General features: G+C 47.1%; 16 protein-coding genes and 3 pseudogenes. 7 read left to right on the forward strand and 12 right to left on the reverse strand.

Annotated elements, in window-relative coordinates; all coding sequences use genetic code 11:
• Positions 1-81 precede the first annotated feature (81 nt).
• From E0D98_RS07810 to E0D98_RS07860, 11 genes and pseudogenes are all read right to left on the reverse strand, one after another.
• Positions 82-996, reverse strand: coding sequence for a fimbrial protein (locus E0D98_RS07810; protein ID WP_000520671.1), 915 nt, complete (start codon positions 994-996; stop codon positions 82-84).
• Between the two features lie 58 nt (positions 997-1054).
• Entirely contained in the window at positions 1055-1558 is a 504-nt protein-coding gene (locus tag E0D98_RS07815) for a fimbrial protein (RefSeq protein ID WP_000825452.1), read from the reverse strand.
• A gap of 12 nt (positions 1559-1570) precedes the next feature.
• Positions 1571-2101, reverse strand: a complete 531-nt coding sequence (locus E0D98_RS07820) for a fimbrial protein (protein ID WP_000876763.1) — start codon at positions 2099-2101, stop codon at positions 1571-1573.
• Positions 2102-2114: 13 nt separating this feature from the next.
• Entirely contained in the window at positions 2115-4766 is a 2652-nt protein-coding gene (locus E0D98_RS07825) for a fimbria/pilus outer membrane usher protein (protein ID WP_000123648.1), read from the reverse strand.
• A gap of 41 nt (positions 4767-4807) precedes the next feature.
• Positions 4808-5518: a fimbria/pilus periplasmic chaperone gene (locus E0D98_RS07830; protein ID WP_001195166.1), complete on the reverse strand. Its 711-nt coding sequence runs from the start codon at positions 5516-5518 to the stop codon at positions 4808-4810.
• A 360-nt stretch (positions 5519-5878) separates the two neighbouring features.
• Positions 5879-6442, reverse strand: coding sequence for a type 1 fimbrial major subunit FimA (gene fimA, locus E0D98_RS07835; RefSeq protein ID WP_001296758.1), 564 nt, complete (start codon positions 6440-6442; stop codon positions 5879-5881).
• A gap of 432 nt (positions 6443-6874) precedes the next feature.
• Positions 6875-7079 (reverse strand): annotated as a pseudogene (locus tag E0D98_RS07840) (helix-turn-helix domain-containing protein); the annotation flags it as partial.
• Between the two features lie 311 nt (positions 7080-7390).
• Positions 7391-8713 (reverse strand): type II toxin-antitoxin system serine/threonine protein kinase toxin HipA, encoded by a 1323-nt coding sequence (hipA, locus tag E0D98_RS07845; protein ID WP_050877170.1) that lies wholly within the window; start codon positions 8711-8713, stop codon positions 7391-7393.
• Positions 8713-8979, reverse strand: a complete 267-nt coding sequence (gene hipB, locus E0D98_RS07850; RefSeq protein ID WP_001296726.1) for a type II toxin-antitoxin system antitoxin HipB — start codon at positions 8977-8979, stop codon at positions 8713-8715. The genes hipA and hipB overlap by 1 nt, the downstream gene beginning before the upstream one ends.
• Before the next feature lie 208 nt (positions 8980-9187).
• Entirely contained in the window at positions 9188-9271 is an 84-nt protein-coding gene (locus tag E0D98_RS27830; protein ID WP_122988093.1) for an autotransporter outer membrane beta-barrel domain-containing protein, read from the reverse strand.
• 56 nt (positions 9272-9327) lie between these two features.
• Positions 9328-10017 (reverse strand): annotated as a pseudogene (locus E0D98_RS07860) (transporter); the annotation flags it as partial.
• Between E0D98_RS07860 and E0D98_RS07865 the strand changes: the two are divergent.
• The 7 genes and pseudogenes from E0D98_RS07865 to tam form a co-directional block, all read left to right on the forward strand.
• Positions 10009-10803: pseudogene (locus E0D98_RS07865) on the forward strand (ATP-binding cassette domain-containing protein); the annotation flags it as partial. The pseudogenes E0D98_RS07860 and E0D98_RS07865 sit on opposite strands and share 9 nt — an antisense overlap.
• The gene (lsrC, locus tag E0D98_RS07870) at positions 10797-11825 is read left to right on the forward strand and encodes an autoinducer 2 ABC transporter permease LsrC (protein ID WP_000911152.1); all 1029 of its coding nucleotides are present in this window, start codon (positions 10797-10799) and stop codon (positions 11823-11825) included. The pseudogene E0D98_RS07865 and the gene lsrC, both read left to right, overlap by 7 nt.
• Entirely contained in the window at positions 11825-12817 is a 993-nt protein-coding gene (gene lsrD / locus E0D98_RS07875) for an autoinducer 2 ABC transporter permease LsrD (RefSeq protein ID WP_001222721.1), read from the forward strand. The genes lsrC and lsrD overlap by 1 nt, the downstream gene beginning before the upstream one ends.
• A gap of 11 nt (positions 12818-12828) precedes the next feature.
• On the forward strand, positions 12829-13851 hold the full coding sequence (gene lsrB, locus E0D98_RS07880; RefSeq protein ID WP_000172479.1) for an autoinducer 2 ABC transporter substrate-binding protein LsrB: 1023 nt from the start codon (positions 12829-12831) through the stop codon (positions 13849-13851).
• A 26-nt stretch (positions 13852-13877) separates the two neighbouring features.
• Positions 13878-14753, forward strand: coding sequence for a 3-hydroxy-5-phosphonooxypentane-2,4-dione thiolase (lsrF, locus tag E0D98_RS07885; RefSeq protein WP_000774169.1), 876 nt, complete (start codon positions 13878-13880; stop codon positions 14751-14753).
• A gap of 23 nt (positions 14754-14776) precedes the next feature.
• On the forward strand, positions 14777-15067 hold the full coding sequence (lsrG, locus tag E0D98_RS07890; protein WP_000558520.1) for a (4S)-4-hydroxy-5-phosphonooxypentane-2,3-dione isomerase: 291 nt from the start codon (positions 14777-14779) through the stop codon (positions 15065-15067).
• Between the two features lie 56 nt (positions 15068-15123).
• A complete protein-coding gene (gene tam, locus E0D98_RS07895) occupies positions 15124-15882 on the forward strand; it encodes a trans-aconitate 2-methyltransferase (protein ID WP_001286559.1) in 759 nt (252 codons plus the stop codon).
• A gap of 3 nt (positions 15883-15885) precedes the next feature.
• On the opposite strand, the gene E0D98_RS07900 is transcribed toward tam, so the two are convergent.
• Positions 15886-16800, reverse strand: a complete 915-nt coding sequence (locus E0D98_RS07900) for a bestrophin family protein (protein WP_000637082.1) — start codon at positions 16798-16800, stop codon at positions 15886-15888.
• Positions 16801-16954 lie beyond the last annotated feature (154 nt).

Genomic DNA, 16954 nt, shown 5'->3' on the forward strand with positions numbered 1-16954 from the left:
GTGTAGGATAATAGCCTTCACAAAATAATTATCCGCGCAATTTTCGTGAATGGAGCGCATAGACTAAGATCAAAATCACAATTATTCATAGATAAAAGTGACACCAATGACTGACTGGACGGTTCCGGCTGCAACCTTGTTTCCTGTTTGTCCATAGGTTGCGCTTAAACCCAGAGGTACTTTGCTTTTATTTACTGTCCCCAGGGAGACATTTTCTCCCGTAGCCAGTATTTTTCCATTACGCATCAGAGAGACACCCACTCCCGATGCTTTTGTTGCATCAGGTGCTGTGTTAGCAAACACTTGTCGGCTACTGTCAGTGGTGGCACCCGAAAGATAAAATGAGAGCTTTTGTTCGCTTGAGCAATATACGCCAAGGGGTATTTCTGCGCTTCCAGGAAAGTCCGGGAGATCCACAGTGACATTACGACTATCAACGGTGCAGCCGCCTGTTGGCATAACAACATTGTTATTTGAAATAATATTCCACGTAAAATTACGCGGATTTCCGCTTCCTAATGTTGCAATTTTATACATATGAATACGAGCAATGACTTCCCCCGCTTTTATGACAACTCCACCGGCCGCCCCAACTGGGGTAATATAGAGTTTTAACGGTAATGGCATCGGTGTCTTATCACCAATATCCAATACGTTGGTATTTGTCGTCAACGGGAAGGGGTAGGTCACATTATTCCAGTACAGCGATCCTTTATATGACTGTAGGGAGCCTGCGAAAGCTGAGCCTTGTACCAGGTTTATATGATCAGTGTCGTACCAGCCGCCGTAATCATTCCAGCAACTTATATGCTGAGACAAGTCTACAACCAGATTCTGGCCCGGCTGTATTACAGGGTCGAGATTAACATAAACAGAGGTTGTACCTGCTCCAATACTTGACCCGCCATCGACATTACAACTGAAGGCAAAAACTTTGCCTGCCATTAATAGAAGATAAATACCGAACAGGACCTTTATACTGATTGTTTTACCCATGATATATCCTAAGGTTAAAAATTGATTTAAAAAGAAGGCTAAGAGAATCGAATCGACGTTATTGCCAGGTGTAGATCACATTGATTAGCGCCTCGATCGTTCCTTGGCTTGCGTTTCCATTCACCGTGATAGCTCTTGCCTTAAGTGGAAACTGTGCATTACGAGTGATCTCATCAACAATAACCGTTTTGCTATCGCCATTTTTTAACGCAGCATCCTGGTCATCCCTCAGCTCTATCTGAATATTTTCGGCAGTACCTTCATTTTTGTAATAACCCGTATTGTCAGTTGAACCTGTCACGATTGCCGTCACTGCACTTGTTTCAACCGGACAATCGGTTAATGACAAAGTAATATTGTGCCAGCCAGATGCAGAACCAGGTTGTTGCAGATTGCGCGTATAAAGATCCCCGAGATTAACGTTAGCTTCTTTGGTTTGAATAGTGCAGGGTTTAGCGACTACCCGACCATTAACAGTGATAGTGACATCGGCGGCCTGGAGAGTTGCTGTGAATAACGCGCAAAACGTAGCTAACAGGAACCTCTTGTGAAGTCTTTTCATATCTGACTCTGATTATTGAAATTCAAGGGTAAAGGTTGCCGAAGCCCTCACCAGTCCCGGATTGACGGACTTCTGAGTTGACTTCAGACGAGCGGAGTAAGGCAAAATATTGTTCTGTTCTGGTACCAGTGGGATCCACTGCATCCCGGCATGAAGGTCATTCAGTTTCACCGGACGCATATTTGCGTCCAATATTTCTATACCCAAACCGGAGGCCGTATTGCTTCCTTCATCCAGTTTCAACAAAGTATTATTTTCTGCATCCTCAATACCGTTAAATGCAACCCGAACCCCCGTTGTCCCTTTGCTGCATTCACTTAACGTAATCTGAAAAGGGACGGCTGGACTTGTGCTACCGGTCGTTGGAAATTGTCTGGCACTGTTTTTTTGGAGATCTACGGTAAAATTAAGCGAATCCGATGAGACTGTGCAGCCATAATCGAGGACGCGCCCGCTAATTTTAATAACGCTATCTGCGGATAAAGCAGAATAGGTGGTTAACCCCAGACATAAACCGAGGAAAATAATGTTATTGTATTTCATAATCTATTGTTCCTTAGCGACAGATTGCTGTCTGCTGGTTCAGTAAGGTACCAGGAGAAACTTCAGGAAGCTTGTACTCGACAATACAGTTTGAGTTTTTATCTTTGCCCCATGAAACCTGTAATTTCCCTGACTGTGGAAGTCCAGTCAGATAAACCTGACCGTTTTCTGCGACAATGCTGCCATTTTTATTCTCTCCGTGTGTGACAATTGCACCGAATGGAACACTCTTATTACCGTACTTCAACGTCATTAATACTTTCCCGCCGATTTGTGCATTAAATGTTGCTCTGGCAATAGCACCGTGAGTTGGGATGACAGTGATCACGGTTTCATCCAGTTCAACATTATCTGCAAGGGAATTCGCGTTAAGAGCAACACGGTTTTCTCTATATTCTGTCGCAAATGGTAATATGGCATAGCCACGCCAGTCGGTATGAATTCCGGTCTGGTTCTCTATTTTGACATTATCAGCACCAGGAGCCTTAACCAGAACCATTGTATCGCCCAGCGGCTGTCCAAAGGTGATGCCATCAGCATGAGCAATAATCCCACCACTCATTCCGTAATAAATCTGGCTGCTGTCACCACTCCGACTGTAACCGACATTAGTATTACCATAAGCTCCACGATAATTAAGAGAACTGTAACCACTGGTGCCAGACGATGTATTACCTCCGTGGGTGTTACCGACCTGAACGCTATAATTCAGGTTATTATCCGGCAGCAGAGTGCCATAAACCCCCGATAGATTGGTCATGCCGCCTTTCAAATCGTTTGACATACTGTAACTGGCGTTTGAATTACGAAATGCCGACTGACTGTCTGTACGCATCCAATGACTGAAGGGAACATTAAGCGTAAAAGCGAGTAAATGATCCCGATCGTTTTGCCATATATTATTGGAATAGCTGTAATTCAGCGAAGTCGTAATATCACCAAACGGCACATTTAATCCAAATGATATTTGCTGGTCGCTGCGTGACGTGTTCCAGTAACTTTGGCGACTGGCACTGAAAAATGTCGTACCGTAATTTCCAAGCTGCTGAGAGATGCTTATTTGTTCCTGACCACGCTTACTGTAGAACAGATTAAAATAATCAATAAATTGTGTCTGCTCATTGGTGTCTCCGGTAGGAGGCTTGACGGTGTAACCACTCATTCGACTGTAGGCACTGTCGGATAAGTTATAAAAACCTTGCGTAGAATAGCGATATCCTGCGACCTGGATATTGGTTCCTGTCTGGTAGAAGGATTTGCTGTAGACGGATTTAACCGATTGCCCACTGTGACGGGTGCCATCTGCAAGTGTAGTATTGGCCTGCGTGATATCGAAAGAAAAGGCACCAAAAAGTCCTAAATCTTTCCCAATACCAAGGTTGAAGGCCTGATAATCTTCTGCAATTTGCATTCCGCCATAAGGTGTCCAGTTTCCTTCCAGACCATGCATCAAGCTACCTTGTATGAACTTGGGAGAGCTTTGCAGGTTATTTCCACTACGATATTCCCCCATGGCAAGCGCATAACGCGTATATCCAGCACGTTGGAGAACCGGAACAGACGAATAAGGAACATATAATGTCTGAATACTGCCGTCTGCCTCTTTTATGGTTACTTGCAGATCACCACCATTGGCCGCAGAGTTGATATCATCAATAGTAAAAGGGCCGGGTGGAACAGTAGTCTGATAAACATCGTATCCGTTCTGTTTTACACTCACTTGTGCGGTGCCACGGGCAATACCATGAATCACCGGAGCGAAACCATGTTGGCTATCGGGCAACATCGCTTCTGTTGAATTTATTTTGAGGCCACGAAAGTTCACACTATCAAAAATATCGCCATCGGTATAACTATCACCTACCGTTAACCGTGAGCGTAAGGGAATAATGTCACGTTCAGCCGACGTATTGATATGCTGCCATTTATTGCTGTCAGATGAATTGCTACTCCCACTGTTATAACTCCACGTTGAGTTATCGCGCAGTCGCCAACTACCAATGTTGATGCCACTCTGTAAATTCAAATATGCATAGTTGGATTTTCCTGCATTATGGTTACTACGATTATTAATAGAATTACCATTAAAACTATAGTTTAGAAGCCCAGCATTTATTCCTTCTTCCCACAGATCAGGAGAAACATAGCCGCGAGCCATTCTGCCAACATAAATTTGCGGAACGGAGAGTGACAAATGTTGCTGACCAACATCAAACTCAGTTGATGCGTCGGCCAAACGATCCTGAAGTGGTGTGCATGCGCTGTTGTCCGGCACATGTTTTTCTGCCGAATGTTCTTTATTGTCTAATAACGCTATTTTTTTTATACCAAGACTGACAAGAAGATCTGTACTCAGGCATGGGATGAGTTCTGCGTTATTATCATCTGCAATAAAAGTAATATCCCGACTAGTCATAAATTCGTCGTTCAAATAAATGTCGACCCGATATGTACCAGGTGGTGCCTCGCGTCCCTTAGTAAAGGCGGATAAATCGACAGATTCAGCAAGATCATTGCTTAAAAACCGTGGATTAAAATAATACTCTGCGTCAACGGGAAATACCGCAGTTGCTAAGCCAAGGGCAATGGTAAGCCGTGCAAAGCGAGGCATTATTAACACCTGATGCATACGATATGCCTTAAATGCGGCACGAAAGGCTGTCATTATTAATTCCGATTGAGTTTATTATTAATTAGGTCACTGGCTTACTGCATGGTTGCCTTAATACGCGGAGTTAATGCACCGTAATCATTGATCGTCTGAAAACTGATATCCCCGGTTGCAGCATGCGTGATATCCACCGATACTTCACCTTTTGGCGGCACCATGGTGTTTGGGAGATTGCTATTTCCTGCTTTCATATTTGTTACGGTAATGAAATAGGGCGTTGGATTAATAAGCGTGAGTTTGCTACCGCTGCGACGAAACCGAAGCATTGCAGGCGCTTCTTCAGGTGCCATTGCCAGGTTCGTGGGGCGATAAAACATTTTTATGCGGCTAATAATTGCCAGCTGTAATGTATTCTCATTCTTCTGGTCTTTTTCCATAGCAGGAATAGCTTTAACATTCACCCAGAACAGGCTTTCACGGTCGCCTGGTAACTGATGATTAGTAGCGTTGATTATCCGCAGCGTATTCTCTTTTTTACCTTGCATGGAAAAAAGCGGTGGGGTAATGACAAACTGGGTGTCTTTTTGGTCACCTGCATTTTCTATCCATGACTGAATGAGATAGACACTGGCAGGATCATTATTCGTGACAGGCAATAAAACCTGTTTCTGGTTTGCCGGATAAATTACCCGCGTCGCACCCAGTGCGACAGCTGCGTTGGCAACGGTGCTATGGCAAGCAAAGAGCAATAAAAGTAACACTGTCGCCATAAAGGAAATTGAGTAGGGGGTACGCGTAGTTTGCATCTGATGCATTCTCCATGTGTTAAGAGGATAAGCGGGAAAACCGTTACATCAGACAATCGATTAATGTTGCTAATACATTGGCGAGTCGCCGGGTTTCCAGACTTAATGCGTTTGTAATAAATGTTGGTTCTCTTTTAATAGGAAAACCTTGCTACAAAGTAAATATTTTAAATAACAGTAAGTTTAACTACTGTTGTTTATTGATAGTTTAGATATTATGTGATTTTTCATAGCGCTCCAAATACAAACCATTTCTCATTAAAAATGAGATGAATATTGGTAAATTGCTCGGGTGTGCGTAGCCATGCCACACACACCCTGTTTCAATTTCAGATGACGTATAGCCACCTTAAGATTGAATTATAAATATTGAACTTTGAAGGTCGCATCAGCGTTTGCAGTACCAGCTACGGACTGCCCGAGAGCAATATAACGAGCCTGGAATGGCAGTATATTCGTGCCATCAATCAAGTCGGTTTTAGCACTAAAAGTGGCCCCATCAAGTATTAATACCTCACCCGTACGGTCCAAAATTTGAATACCGACATTTTGGGCAGAGCCTGCCGCTGAACTCTGCAGCGCTAACGTATCGTCATTACTGGTGACAGTAGTACCCAGGAATGCAACAGCTGCATTACTGGAAACATTGGTATCACAATCATTCAGCTTGATATTGAAGCCAACGGCGGAGCTGAGGTCACCCGCTTTAGCCAGGCGAGAAGAACGAACCTGACCCAGCTCAACCGTTTGGTTCATTGATTCTGAATCAATTGCACAAGCGGCATTTACCACTTCACCTTTAAAATGAATAACACCGCCATTAACAGTGGTCGTTACTGATTCATCACCCTCGGCTGCGCTTACCGCAGCAGACGACATCGCCAACACAGAAACGACAATCATACCAACATGTTTGAGTTTCATAATTCTCCATAATTTATATTTAAGTAGCTGAATAAAGAGGGTTAACAATTAAGTCATTCTGTTATTGCTTAAAAACAAGAATCATTCTTGATTGGTTGTTGCCCTGAGAATATAGTTTCCAGGGTTATTACATTTCACGAAGAACGATAATATCTTTAAATCACAAGGACACCTAATCACAACAAGTTTATTGCTGCACTTGTTGAAGAGAGTATTTGCAAAAACATTTTATGTCGCTAAATAGCATGACGATTTCATTATGCATGTTATTTATAAACCGTGACTAAACAGAATATTATTGCGAACAAGGGAAGTGTCAGGAAAGGTCAAGGGCTACCAATGGTTAATATGGCTATAAATCATTAGCTATGGTTAATGTTTGCTTGCTGAAACTAACACCGAATTGCTCTAAACAGATAAGTGCAGGGTTTATTAAAGCTGACCGACAGACTTTCTTAACCTGGTAATATCTCTCTTGGGTGACTCTCCAAACATCCGCGAATATTCCCGACTGAAATGGGATAGCTTTCGTAACCGACAGCATAGGCTGCTGTGGTGACATCGTAATGTTCAGCATCGGTCGCCTGACTTCATTGAGACGTAGCCATTTCTGATACCGGAGTGGACTCATTCCCGCTTGATCCGTCCTTAAATAAGTAACAGCACCCTCTGGTGTTTTCGTATGCAGTGTCTATGCGACAGACACTGCGCTCTTAGCATGGGGCAGGGAATAACCAGGCTATTTCTCCATGCACAGGCCAATTATGAAAGAGGAGAGGCTTAAGTTCTTGAACCCTGAACGAATAACGACTACCAGAAAAGCACTTCGCATCACTCAGACATGATTTAACATAATATACATTATGCGCACCAGTATAAACCAAGGAAGAATCCAGTCGTTGGCGGTCATGATTGTCGTGCTCATTAACAACGACCAAACCCCATATCTCACTTACTACCGTATTCTCGGCTTAACCGTCCATGCAACCTCAACACATTGGTTTCAACTGCCGTCACCACGTTCTCCGGAAAATCTGTCGGTAATGAAGTCTTCACGTTATCCAGTGCTGCCGGAATCATTCTGGCAAAGTCACTTAGGATTTCATGCATCTGCACTTCCGGGAATCTCAGCACCTTTGCTGTCGCCAAAAAATGTCGCGGATAAATTTTATCGATTGCCGTTTTTTTGCCTTTGGATGCGTTAAGCCCCATTGCCAGTTTGAGATCGCTGATGTGTATTCCCGTACCGCCAAGGACCGGAAATGCTGAAATGATGTCGTAAAATGGCGTGAGTCGATAACTGCCGCCAGCCTGAATAAATACGGAGAAGTTTTTTGCATGACCATCCGTTGCGCCAATCAACCACTGGAAGACCTGGAATTTCATAAAATCATAACGATCGCGAAGCGCCTCGCTGGACCCCATCAAAAACGCCATGATCCGCGCGATGCCTGGGCCTCCATCTGATTCATATTTCACAGATGAAGGTAAACCGAATGTCTGACACATATCCTCCTGTGGCAAGCGAAGTAAAACCGTTCGCTCAGTATTCCAACGCCTGTCAAAACGTTCGACCGCTAACGCGCGCACCCTTCCCGCTTTAATGATTTCTGCGTCCGGAACATTCAACCCAAGTTCTTTCGCCAGCAGCAGACAGTAATACTCATTATCAACGCTTTGGCTGAGATCGAGCGTCGCATTGGGCTGCCTGATTTCGCCAATCGGTAATTTAATCATGTGCGTCGTCGGCGTTATTCCTTTCGGAATGCACCAGTCATTGCCTATTCTAAGCAGCGCTGTCTTCTCCTGCGCGCCAGCAACCGAGATGCGAAAGTCATTTTCTTCTCTAATCATGCCCAGAGGGATATCTGCTTTATAAGCCGTTAATACTTCTTCAAGCCTGGCTTCAGTAAGCTTTTCCCATGCCATTATCGGGCGCGTTATGGTTTCATTTTCGGGTAATAACGTTACGGCACCAACGCTGTCTCGCCCTATTTCTGACAATAAATCAAACGGTTGTCTGGATTTAGCATGATAACGTTTAACGATCCGGTCACGTACAATCGGGCTATCGGGTAACAGGTTATCGAAGAAGTTAAATACGGCATCTGAGGTGATATTCCCCCTCTGCAATGGCAGCGAAAGTGACAACGGTCTGGCATAACGGCTGGCTAACCACTCCGGTGCATACTTAAAGGTGTGCGCGCCGTTGGCTAACTTCGTTAACTCGCCTACCCGCTGGTTGTTCATCCAAGTGACAAGTTTAGGCATTACCACTCCAGATCTTGCTGTTCTGTTGATTCTGGCGAGGCATTTTTCGTGTCGCATAGTGTCATTGAGAGTTCAAGCGACTGTAAAATCTTAAAAAATGTCGTGAGCGTGGTATTGTCAGGGTTGTTTTCGAAATTGGAAATTGTCGCCTGCTTAATGCCAATTTTTTTCGCCAGCTCGCTCTGCGTCCAGCCATTTTGCTGGCGAACCAGTTTCATTGCATTCGCTAATTGCGTTGGGCTATAGATCTTCTGAAAGCTCATCATGTCATACGTCCACAGCAAATTTATCCGCTTAAGGGGATATTATCAGTTTTATCCTTTAGTGAGGATAAAGTCAATCTGGAAACACATCTTATCCGCTGTACGGGATAAACGCTGCGATATCCGCGATCGCGGATAAAAGGGAGGCTTTAAAGCCTTTGAAGTCGGCAATATTAAGCCGCATGCCATCTCGACATGCGGCTTATACGGTTTACCAGCTATATTTCACTCCCAGCATGCCCTGAGTATCGCTATAGCCTTTATCACCTAGTTGCACACCGACATTCCCCCACAGGCTAAGGTTGTTATTTACTTTCGCCTCAACCCCGGTACGTACTTCACCGAGATTACGTTTTCAGCCGTAATCAGTCCACCCTCGCGAATAGTCGCTTCCCCCGTTCCTTGATTACCAATTTGAAATTCAATTGAGGAATCGTTATTTTTTATTAGCCACTCACCGCCCTTTTCAACGACAACCTGGCCATTACTGCCCGCCTGATAGCCTAAAATGGCGACTATTGAACTCGTGACGTAACCCTTATCCGTAATATTTAATGAGCCCGTACCGTAACTCCCTATTTCGAATAATTCGGTCGTCAGAACAGAGTCCTCTCCCTCAACATTGACCGTCCCGACGCCTCCTGTCGAGGAACCTAGTCTTAAATAGCCTCCATCAACGTGACCTTTCTGTTTAATATTCAGCGTCCCCGTTCCGGATTGACCCACATTTAAAGGCCTTGCATTATTTCCGCTATCATACAATCGCCAGGTGCCACCCAAAACATTAACGGTGCCCTCTGAGTCCTCATTAGCGCCAATGACGCTGGTAGTAATAGTGGTTAAGGAGGCATTACCGCCAGCCAAAATATTAAGCACTCCAGTGCCATACCAGCCAACCAGGTAGGCATCATAAGCAACATCAGTATCAATATTGGTAATCTGATCATTATCAACTTCCAGACTTGCACCAGACGCTGAACCGCTTAGTGCCAGCAAAACACCCAGCGTCAATCTACTGAATTTCGTTGTCAGTCCAGAGGATTATGGCTGGAGTTACCTGGTAACCGCCCACAACATGCCGCCGGAACGCCGGTGCTGACACTGGAAAATCTGACTGGCGAAGGTTTCAGGAATGTCAGCCTGACGCTCAATGCCGGAGAAATTCTGGGCCTGGCTGGGCTGGTGGGAGCCGGACGCACAGAACTGGCCGAGACGCTCTATGGTCTGCGTACTTTGCGTGGCGGACGCATTATGCTGAATGGTAAAGAGATCAATAAATTAACCACTGGAGAACGTTTACTGCGCGGTCTGGTTTATCTGCCGGAAGATCGCCAGTCATCCGGACTGAATCTCGATGCTTCGCTGGCCTGGAACGTCTGCGCCCTTACTCATAACCTTCGTGGATTCTGGGCGAAAACCGCGAAAGATAATGCCACCCTGGAACGTTATCGTCGGGCGCTGAATATTAAATTTAACCAACCGGAACAAGCTGCACGGACATTATCCGGTGGCAACCAGCAAAAAATCCTCATTGCCAAATGCCTGGAAGCTTCGCCGCAAGCATTGATTGTCGATGAGCCGACGCGCGGCGTGGATGTCTCGGCCCGTAATGATATCTACCAGCTGTTGCGCAGCATCGCCGCACAGAATGTGGCTGTGCTGCTTATCTCCTCTGATATGGAAGAGATCGAACTGATGGCAGATCGTGTGTATGTGATGCATCAGGGCGAAATTACCCACTCTGCACTGACCGGGCGCGATATTAATGTCGAGACTATTATGCGCGTTGCCTTCGGCGATAGTCAGCGTCAGGAGGCATCATGCTGAAGTTTATTCAGAACAACCGTGAAATCACGGCATTGCTGGCGGTGGTGCTGCTGTTTGTATTCCCCGGTTTTCTCGACCGCCAGTATTTAAGTGTGCAAACACTGACCATGGTTTATAGCAGCGCGCAAATCCTGATCCTGCTGGCAATGGGCGCGACGCTGGTAATGCTTACGCGCAATATTGATGTTTCAGTGGGTTCGATTACCGGAATGTGCGCGGTGCTGTTGGGGATGTTACTGAACGCAGGATATTCACTACCTGTTGCCTGTGTCGCGACTTTACTGCTTGGTTTGCTCGCGGGATTTTTCAACGGTGTCCTGGTCGCGTGGCTAAAGATCCCTGCCATTGTTGCCACCCTTGGCACGTTAGGGTTGTACAGAGGCATCATGTTGCTGTGGACTGGCGGCAAATGGATTGAAGGGTTACCCGCCGAACTGAAACAGCTCTCCGCACCGCTGCTGTTTGGCGTTTCCGCGATTGGTTGGTTGACGATAATTCTGGTGGCATTTATGGCCTGGCTGCTGGCAAAGACGGCGTTTGGACGCAGTTTTTATGCCACGGGCGATAATTTACAGGGCGCTCGTCAACTGGGTGTTCGTACGGAAGCCATTCGCATTGTGGCATTTTCGTTGAACGGCTGCATGGCGGCACTGGCGGGAATTGTGTTTGCTTCGCAGATTGGTTTTATCCCCAACCAGACCGGTACCGGGCTGGAGATGAAAGCAATTGCAGCCTGCGTGCTGGGCGGCATTAGTTTGCTCGGCGGTTCCGGTGCGATCATTGGTGCGGTACTCGGCGCATGGTTCCTGACGCAGATCGATAGCGTACTGGTGCTGTTGCGCATTCCGGCATGGTGGAACGATTTTATCGCGGGCCTCGTGCTGCTGGCGGTGCTGGTGTTTGATGGACGCCTGCGTTGTGCGCTGGAACGTAATCTACGGCGGCAAAAATATGCCCGCTTTATGACGCCACCGCCATCCGTTAAACCCGCTTCGTCAGGTAAAAATCGGGAGGCCGCATAATGCGTATTCGCTACGGTTGGGAACTGGCTCTTGCCGCACTGCTCGTTATTGAGATTGTCGCATTTGGTGCAATTAACCCGCGGATGTTAGATCTCAATATGTTGCTGTTCAGCACCAGTGACTTTATCTGCATTGGCATTGTCGCCCTACCGCTGACGATGGTGATTGTCAGTGGCGGGATCGATATTTCGTTTGGTTCGACCATCGGCCTCTGCGCCATTGCATTGGGCGTACTGTTTCAAAGTGGTGTGCCGATGCCGCTGGCGATACTCCTGACCTTACTGCTCGGCGCATTGTGCGGGCTGATCAACGCCGGATTAATTATCTATACCAAAGTTAACCCGCTGGTGATTACGCTTGGCACGCTGTATCTGTTTGCCGGAAGCGCTCTGCTGCTTTCCGGTATGGCCGGAGCGACGGGGTACGAAGGTATTGGTGGATTCCCGATGGCGTTTACAGATTTCGCTAACCTGGATGTGCTGGGACTCCCCGTTCCGCTGATTATCTTCCTGATATGTCTCCTCGTTTTCTGGCTCTGGCTGCATAAAACCCATGCCGGACGTAATGTGTTTTTGATTGGGCAAAGCCCGCGCGTGGCGCTTTATAGCGCGATTCCAGTTAACCGCACCTTATGTGCGCTCTATGCCATGACGGGGCTGGCGTCTGCGGTCGCCGCTGTGCTGCTGGTGTCGTATTTTGGTTCAGCACGTTCCGATCTCGGTGCGTCGTTTCTGATGCCCGCCATCACCGCCGTGGTGCTTGGCGGTGCCAATATTTATGGTGGTTCCGGTTCCATTATCGGCACCGCCATTGCGGTTTTATTAGTGGGATATTTGCAACAAGGTTTGCAAATGGCAGGAGTGCCAAATCAGGTGTCCAGCGCCCTTTCCGGTGCGCTACTTATCGTCGTTGTCGTAGGTCGTTCCGTTAGCCTGCATCGCCAGCAAATTAAAGAGTGGCTGGCGCGTCGGGCCAATAACCCATTGCCATAAAGGATATCTTCATGACACTTCATCGCTTTAAGAAAATCGCCTTACTTAGCGCTCTTGGCATTGCCGCAATCTCTATGAATGTGCAGGCCGCAGAGCGTATTGCATTTATTCCCAAACTGGTTGGCGTGGGATTTTTTACCAGCGGTGGCAACGGCGCACAACAAGCGGGTAAAGAGCTGAGCGTTGATGTGACCTACGACGGGCCGACAGAACCCAGTGTTTCTGGTCAGGTACAGTTGATTAATAACTTCGTCAATCAAGGTTATAACGCCATTATCGTTTCTGCGGTTTCGCCTGATGGCTTGTGTCCGGCACTGAAACGCGCCATGCAACGTGGTGTGAGAGTGCTGACCTGGGACTCTGATACTAAACCGGAGTGCCGCTCTTACTACATTAATCAGGGAACGCCCGCCCAGTTGGGAGGTATGTTGGTGGATATGGCGGCGCGTCAGGTGAATAAAGACAAAGCCAAAGTCGCGTTTTTCTACTCAAGCCCCACCGTTACGGACCAAAACCAGTGGGTGAAAGAAGCGAAAGCGAAAATCGCCAAAGAGCATCCTGGCTGGGAAATTGTCACTACGCAGTTTGGCTATAACGATGCCACTAAATCATTACAAACCGCAGAAGGAATATTAAAAGCGTATAGCGATCTCGACGCCATTATCGCCCCCGACGCCAACGCCCTGCCCGCTGCCGCACAAGCCGCAGAAAACCTGAAAAATGACAAAGTTGCGATTGTCGGATTCAGTACGCCAAACGTGATGCGTCCATATGTGGAACGCGGCACGGTGAAAGAATTTGGCCTGTGGGATGTGGTTCAGCAAGGCAAAATTTCAGTGTATGTCGCGGATGCATTATTGAAAAAAGGATCAATGAAAACGGGCGACAAGCTGGATATCCAGGGCGTAGGTCAGGTGGAAGTCTCGCCAAACAGCGTTCAGGGCTATGACTACGAAGCGGATGGTAATGGCATCGTACTGTTACCGGAGCGCGTGATATTCAACAAAGAGAATATCGGCAAATACGATTTCTGATGTGCATTACTTAACCGGAGTAAGTTATGGCAGATTTAGACGATATTAAAGATGGTAAAGATTTTCGTACCGATCAACCGCAACAAAATATCCCTTTTATCCTGAAAGGTTGCGGTGCGCTGGATTGGGGAATGCAGTCACGCTTATCGCGGATATTTAATCCGAAAACGGGTAAAACCGTGATGCTGGCCTTTGACCATGGTTATTTTCAGGGGCCGACTACCGGACTTGAACGCATTGATATAAATATCGCCCCGCTGTTTGAACATGCCGATGTATTAATGTGTACGCGCGGCATTTTGCGCAGCGTAGTTCCCCCAGCGACCAATAAGCCGGTGGTACTGCGGGCGTCAGGTGCGAACTCTATTCTGGCGGAATTAAGTAATGAAGCCGTGGCGTTATCGATGGATGATGCCGTGCGCCTGAACAGTTGCGCGGTGGCGGCGCAGGTTTATATCGGCAGCGAATATGAACATCAGTCGATCAAAAATATTATTCAGCTGGTTGATGCCGGAATGAAAGTGGGAATGCCGACCATGGCCGTGACTGGCGTGGGCAAAGATATGGTGCGCGATCAGCGTTATTTCTCGCTCGCGACTCGAATCGCCGCTGAAATGGGGGCGCAAATTATCAAAACCTATTATGTCGAAAAAGGTTTTGAACGGATTGTTGCCGGATGTCCGGTACCCATTGTTATTGCTGGCGGTAAAAAATTACCGGAGCGCGAGGCGCTGGAAATGTGCTGGCAGGCTATCGATCAGGGCGCTTCTGGTGTGGATATGGGGCGTAATATTTTCCAGTCTGACCATCCGGTGGCGATGATGAAAGCCGTACAGGCGGTGGTTCACCATAACGAAACGGCTGATCGGGCATATGAACTCTATCTGAGTGAAAAACAGTAACTGCGGATTTAAGGAGAAGAATTATGCACGTCACACTGGTTGAAATTAACGTTCATGAAGACAAGATTGACGAGTTTATCGAAGTTTTTCGCCAGAACCACCTGGGCTCTGTACAGGAAGAAGGCAATTTGCGCTTCGATGTCTTACAGGACCCAGAAGTGAATTCGCGCTTTTATATCTACGAAGCCTATAAAGATGAAGACGCAGTGGCATTCCATAAAACCACGCCCCACTACAAAACCTGTGTCGCGAAACTGGAATCTTTAATGACCGGGCCGCGTAAAAAACGTCTGTTCAATGGGTTGATGCCGTGAGGCGAATTCATCAGTTTTATCTACAATTGGGGTAACGCGCTGACGGGAGTAAATAAATGTCTGACTGGAACCCCTCTTTATATCTGCACTTTGCCGCTGAACGATCGCGTCCGGCGGTGGAGCTGCTTGCCAGAGTACCGCTGGAGAATATCGAATACGTTGCCGATCTTGGCTGTGGCCCAGGTAACAGCACCGCCCTTCTAAACCAACGTTGGCCTGCTGCCAGGATAACAGGCATCGACTCGTCTCCGGCGATGATTGCTGAAGCGCGCAGTGCTTTGCCAGACTGCCAGTTCGTGGAAGCAGACATCCGCAACTGGCAACCGGTACAGGCACTCGATCTGATTTTTGCTAATGCCTCACTGCAATGGCTGCCCGACCACTACGAATTGTTTCCTCATCTGGTTTCTTTACTTAATCCGCAGGGCGTGCTGGCAGTACAGATGCCAGATAACTGGCTGGAGCCGACCCATGTGCTCATGCGCGAAGTTGCCTGGGAACAAAACTACCCGGATCGCGGGCGTGAGCCGTTGGCTGGCGTTCATGCTTACTACGATATTTTGAGCGAAGCCGGATGTGAGGTCGATATCTGGCGAACCACCTACTATCACCAGATGCCGTCACACCAGGCGATTATCGATTGGGTGACCGCCACTGGATTACGTCCGTGGTTACAGGATCTGACCGAGAGCGAACAGCAGCTTTTTCTTAAGCGCTACCATCAGATGCTGGAAGAGCAGTATCCACTGCAAGAGAACGGACAGATACTGCTGGCATTTCCGCGTCTTTTTATTGTTGCCCGCCGTACGGAGTAAATATCACGTCAGCTGGTAATGACGATCGGGAAGAATTTTTGCTGGAATTTCGGCTTCATCGTTCATCTGTAACAGGTCAATTTCAATAGCGTTGCAGATGGCATCCAGCGGTAAATCATTGTTTTCAGTACCGAACGGATCTTCCAGTTCTTCCGCCAGACAATCCAGCGAAATAAAAGTGTAGGAAATCAGCACAGAGATAAAAGGCGTCATGTAATGCAGGTCCACGACCAGCGCGAACGGCAGCATGATACAAAACAGATAAACGGTACGATGCAAAATCAGGGTGTAGGCAAAGGGAATTGGCGTATAGGCAATGCGCTCGCATCCTGCCAGGACCGCTGAAATATCATTAAGCCGATCGTTGAGGCTAATAAACAGGATATCTGAAAGCTGCCCATTGCGGCGCTGAACCGCCAACCACTCCCCCATTATTAACAAGATACGGTTAGCTGGAGAGTTCGAAGCCAGTACAGGCTGAAGATCTTCAGTCTTGAGATAATGAGCCAGCACTTCCGCCTGTGGCTGTTTGCGTAATGTCATGCGTAAACAGTGGGCGAAGGCGATTTGCAACCGGGCAAACTCCCTTACACTTGCCGAATCCGGCAATGTCGTTTTTACCTCGCGCAGTAACGACCGTGAGGCAATCATCAACTGCCCCCAAAGTTTTCGCGCTTCAACGTAACGGGCGTACCCGGCATTATTACGAAAACCAAGAAAAATGGCGATGGCGACACCGAGAATGCTGAACGGTGCGAGGGTGAATTTGATGCCCAGATGCGTGTACCAGGGCAGCATGAAAATAACAGCGATAGAAAAGAGAAAATTGAGTAGTAAGCGCGATGATATCTTGGATAATACTGAGCCGTGCCAGACAAAAATACGGCGCAGCCAGTGTTGTTGTGGACGAACAATCATGGTTATCTTCAGGCGTGAAAAAGTCGCCCTATTAAACGTGATTACGATCACATTCTCAAGACGCTACTTACAAATTACCTACAAGCTTAACAACATTAACAGGCGCTGCATGTGGCATCTGTTAATGATAAAGGCACATAGGATGTTGTAACTA

It is taken from the genome of Escherichia sp. KCJ4928, assembly GCF_004352695.1.
GTDB lineage: Bacteria > Pseudomonadota > Gammaproteobacteria > Enterobacterales > Enterobacteriaceae > ECMA0423.

What these genes read in the sequence shown, in the direction of transcription:
- E0D98_RS07820 (WP_000876763.1), bottom strand. Translation starts at nt 2,101, where the DNA reads ATGAAATACAATAACATTATTTTCCTCGGTTTATGTCTGGGGTTAACC.
- lsrD (WP_001222721.1), top strand. Translation starts at nt 11,825, where the DNA reads ATGCGTATTCGCTACGGTTGGGAACTGGCTCTTGCCGCACTGCTCGTT.
- lsrF (WP_000774169.1), top strand. Translation starts at nt 13,878, where the DNA reads ATGGCAGATTTAGACGATATTAAAGATGGTAAAGATTTTCGTACCGAT.
- fimA (WP_001296758.1), bottom strand. Translation starts at nt 6,442, where the DNA reads ATGAAACTCAAACATGTTGGTATGATTGTCGTTTCTGTGTTGGCGATG.
- hipB (WP_001296726.1), bottom strand. Translation starts at nt 8,979, where the DNA reads ATGATGAGCTTTCAGAAGATCTATAGCCCAACGCAATTAGCGAATGCA.
- tam (WP_001286559.1), top strand. Translation starts at nt 15,124, where the DNA reads ATGTCTGACTGGAACCCCTCTTTATATCTGCACTTTGCCGCTGAACGA.
- hipA (WP_050877170.1), bottom strand. Translation starts at nt 8,713, where the DNA reads ATGCCTAAACTTGTCACTTGGATGAACAACCAGCGGGTAGGCGAGTTA.
- lsrB (WP_000172479.1), top strand. Translation starts at nt 12,829, where the DNA reads ATGACACTTCATCGCTTTAAGAAAATCGCCTTACTTAGCGCTCTTGGC.
- lsrG (WP_000558520.1), top strand. Translation starts at nt 14,777, where the DNA reads ATGCACGTCACACTGGTTGAAATTAACGTTCATGAAGACAAGATTGAC.
- E0D98_RS07825 (WP_000123648.1), bottom strand. Translation starts at nt 4,766, where the DNA reads ATGACAGCCTTTCGTGCCGCATTTAAGGCATATCGTATGCATCAGGTG.
- E0D98_RS07900 (WP_000637082.1), bottom strand. Translation starts at nt 16,800, where the DNA reads ATGATTGTTCGTCCACAACAACACTGGCTGCGCCGTATTTTTGTCTGG.
- E0D98_RS07810 (WP_000520671.1), bottom strand. Translation starts at nt 996, where the DNA reads ATGGGTAAAACAATCAGTATAAAGGTCCTGTTCGGTATTTATCTTCTA.
- E0D98_RS07815 (WP_000825452.1), bottom strand. Translation starts at nt 1,558, where the DNA reads ATGAAAAGACTTCACAAGAGGTTCCTGTTAGCTACGTTTTGCGCGTTA.
- lsrC (WP_000911152.1), top strand. Translation starts at nt 10,797, where the DNA reads ATGCTGAAGTTTATTCAGAACAACCGTGAAATCACGGCATTGCTGGCG.
- E0D98_RS07830 (WP_001195166.1), bottom strand. Translation starts at nt 5,518, where the DNA reads ATGCAAACTACGCGTACCCCCTACTCAATTTCCTTTATGGCGACAGTG.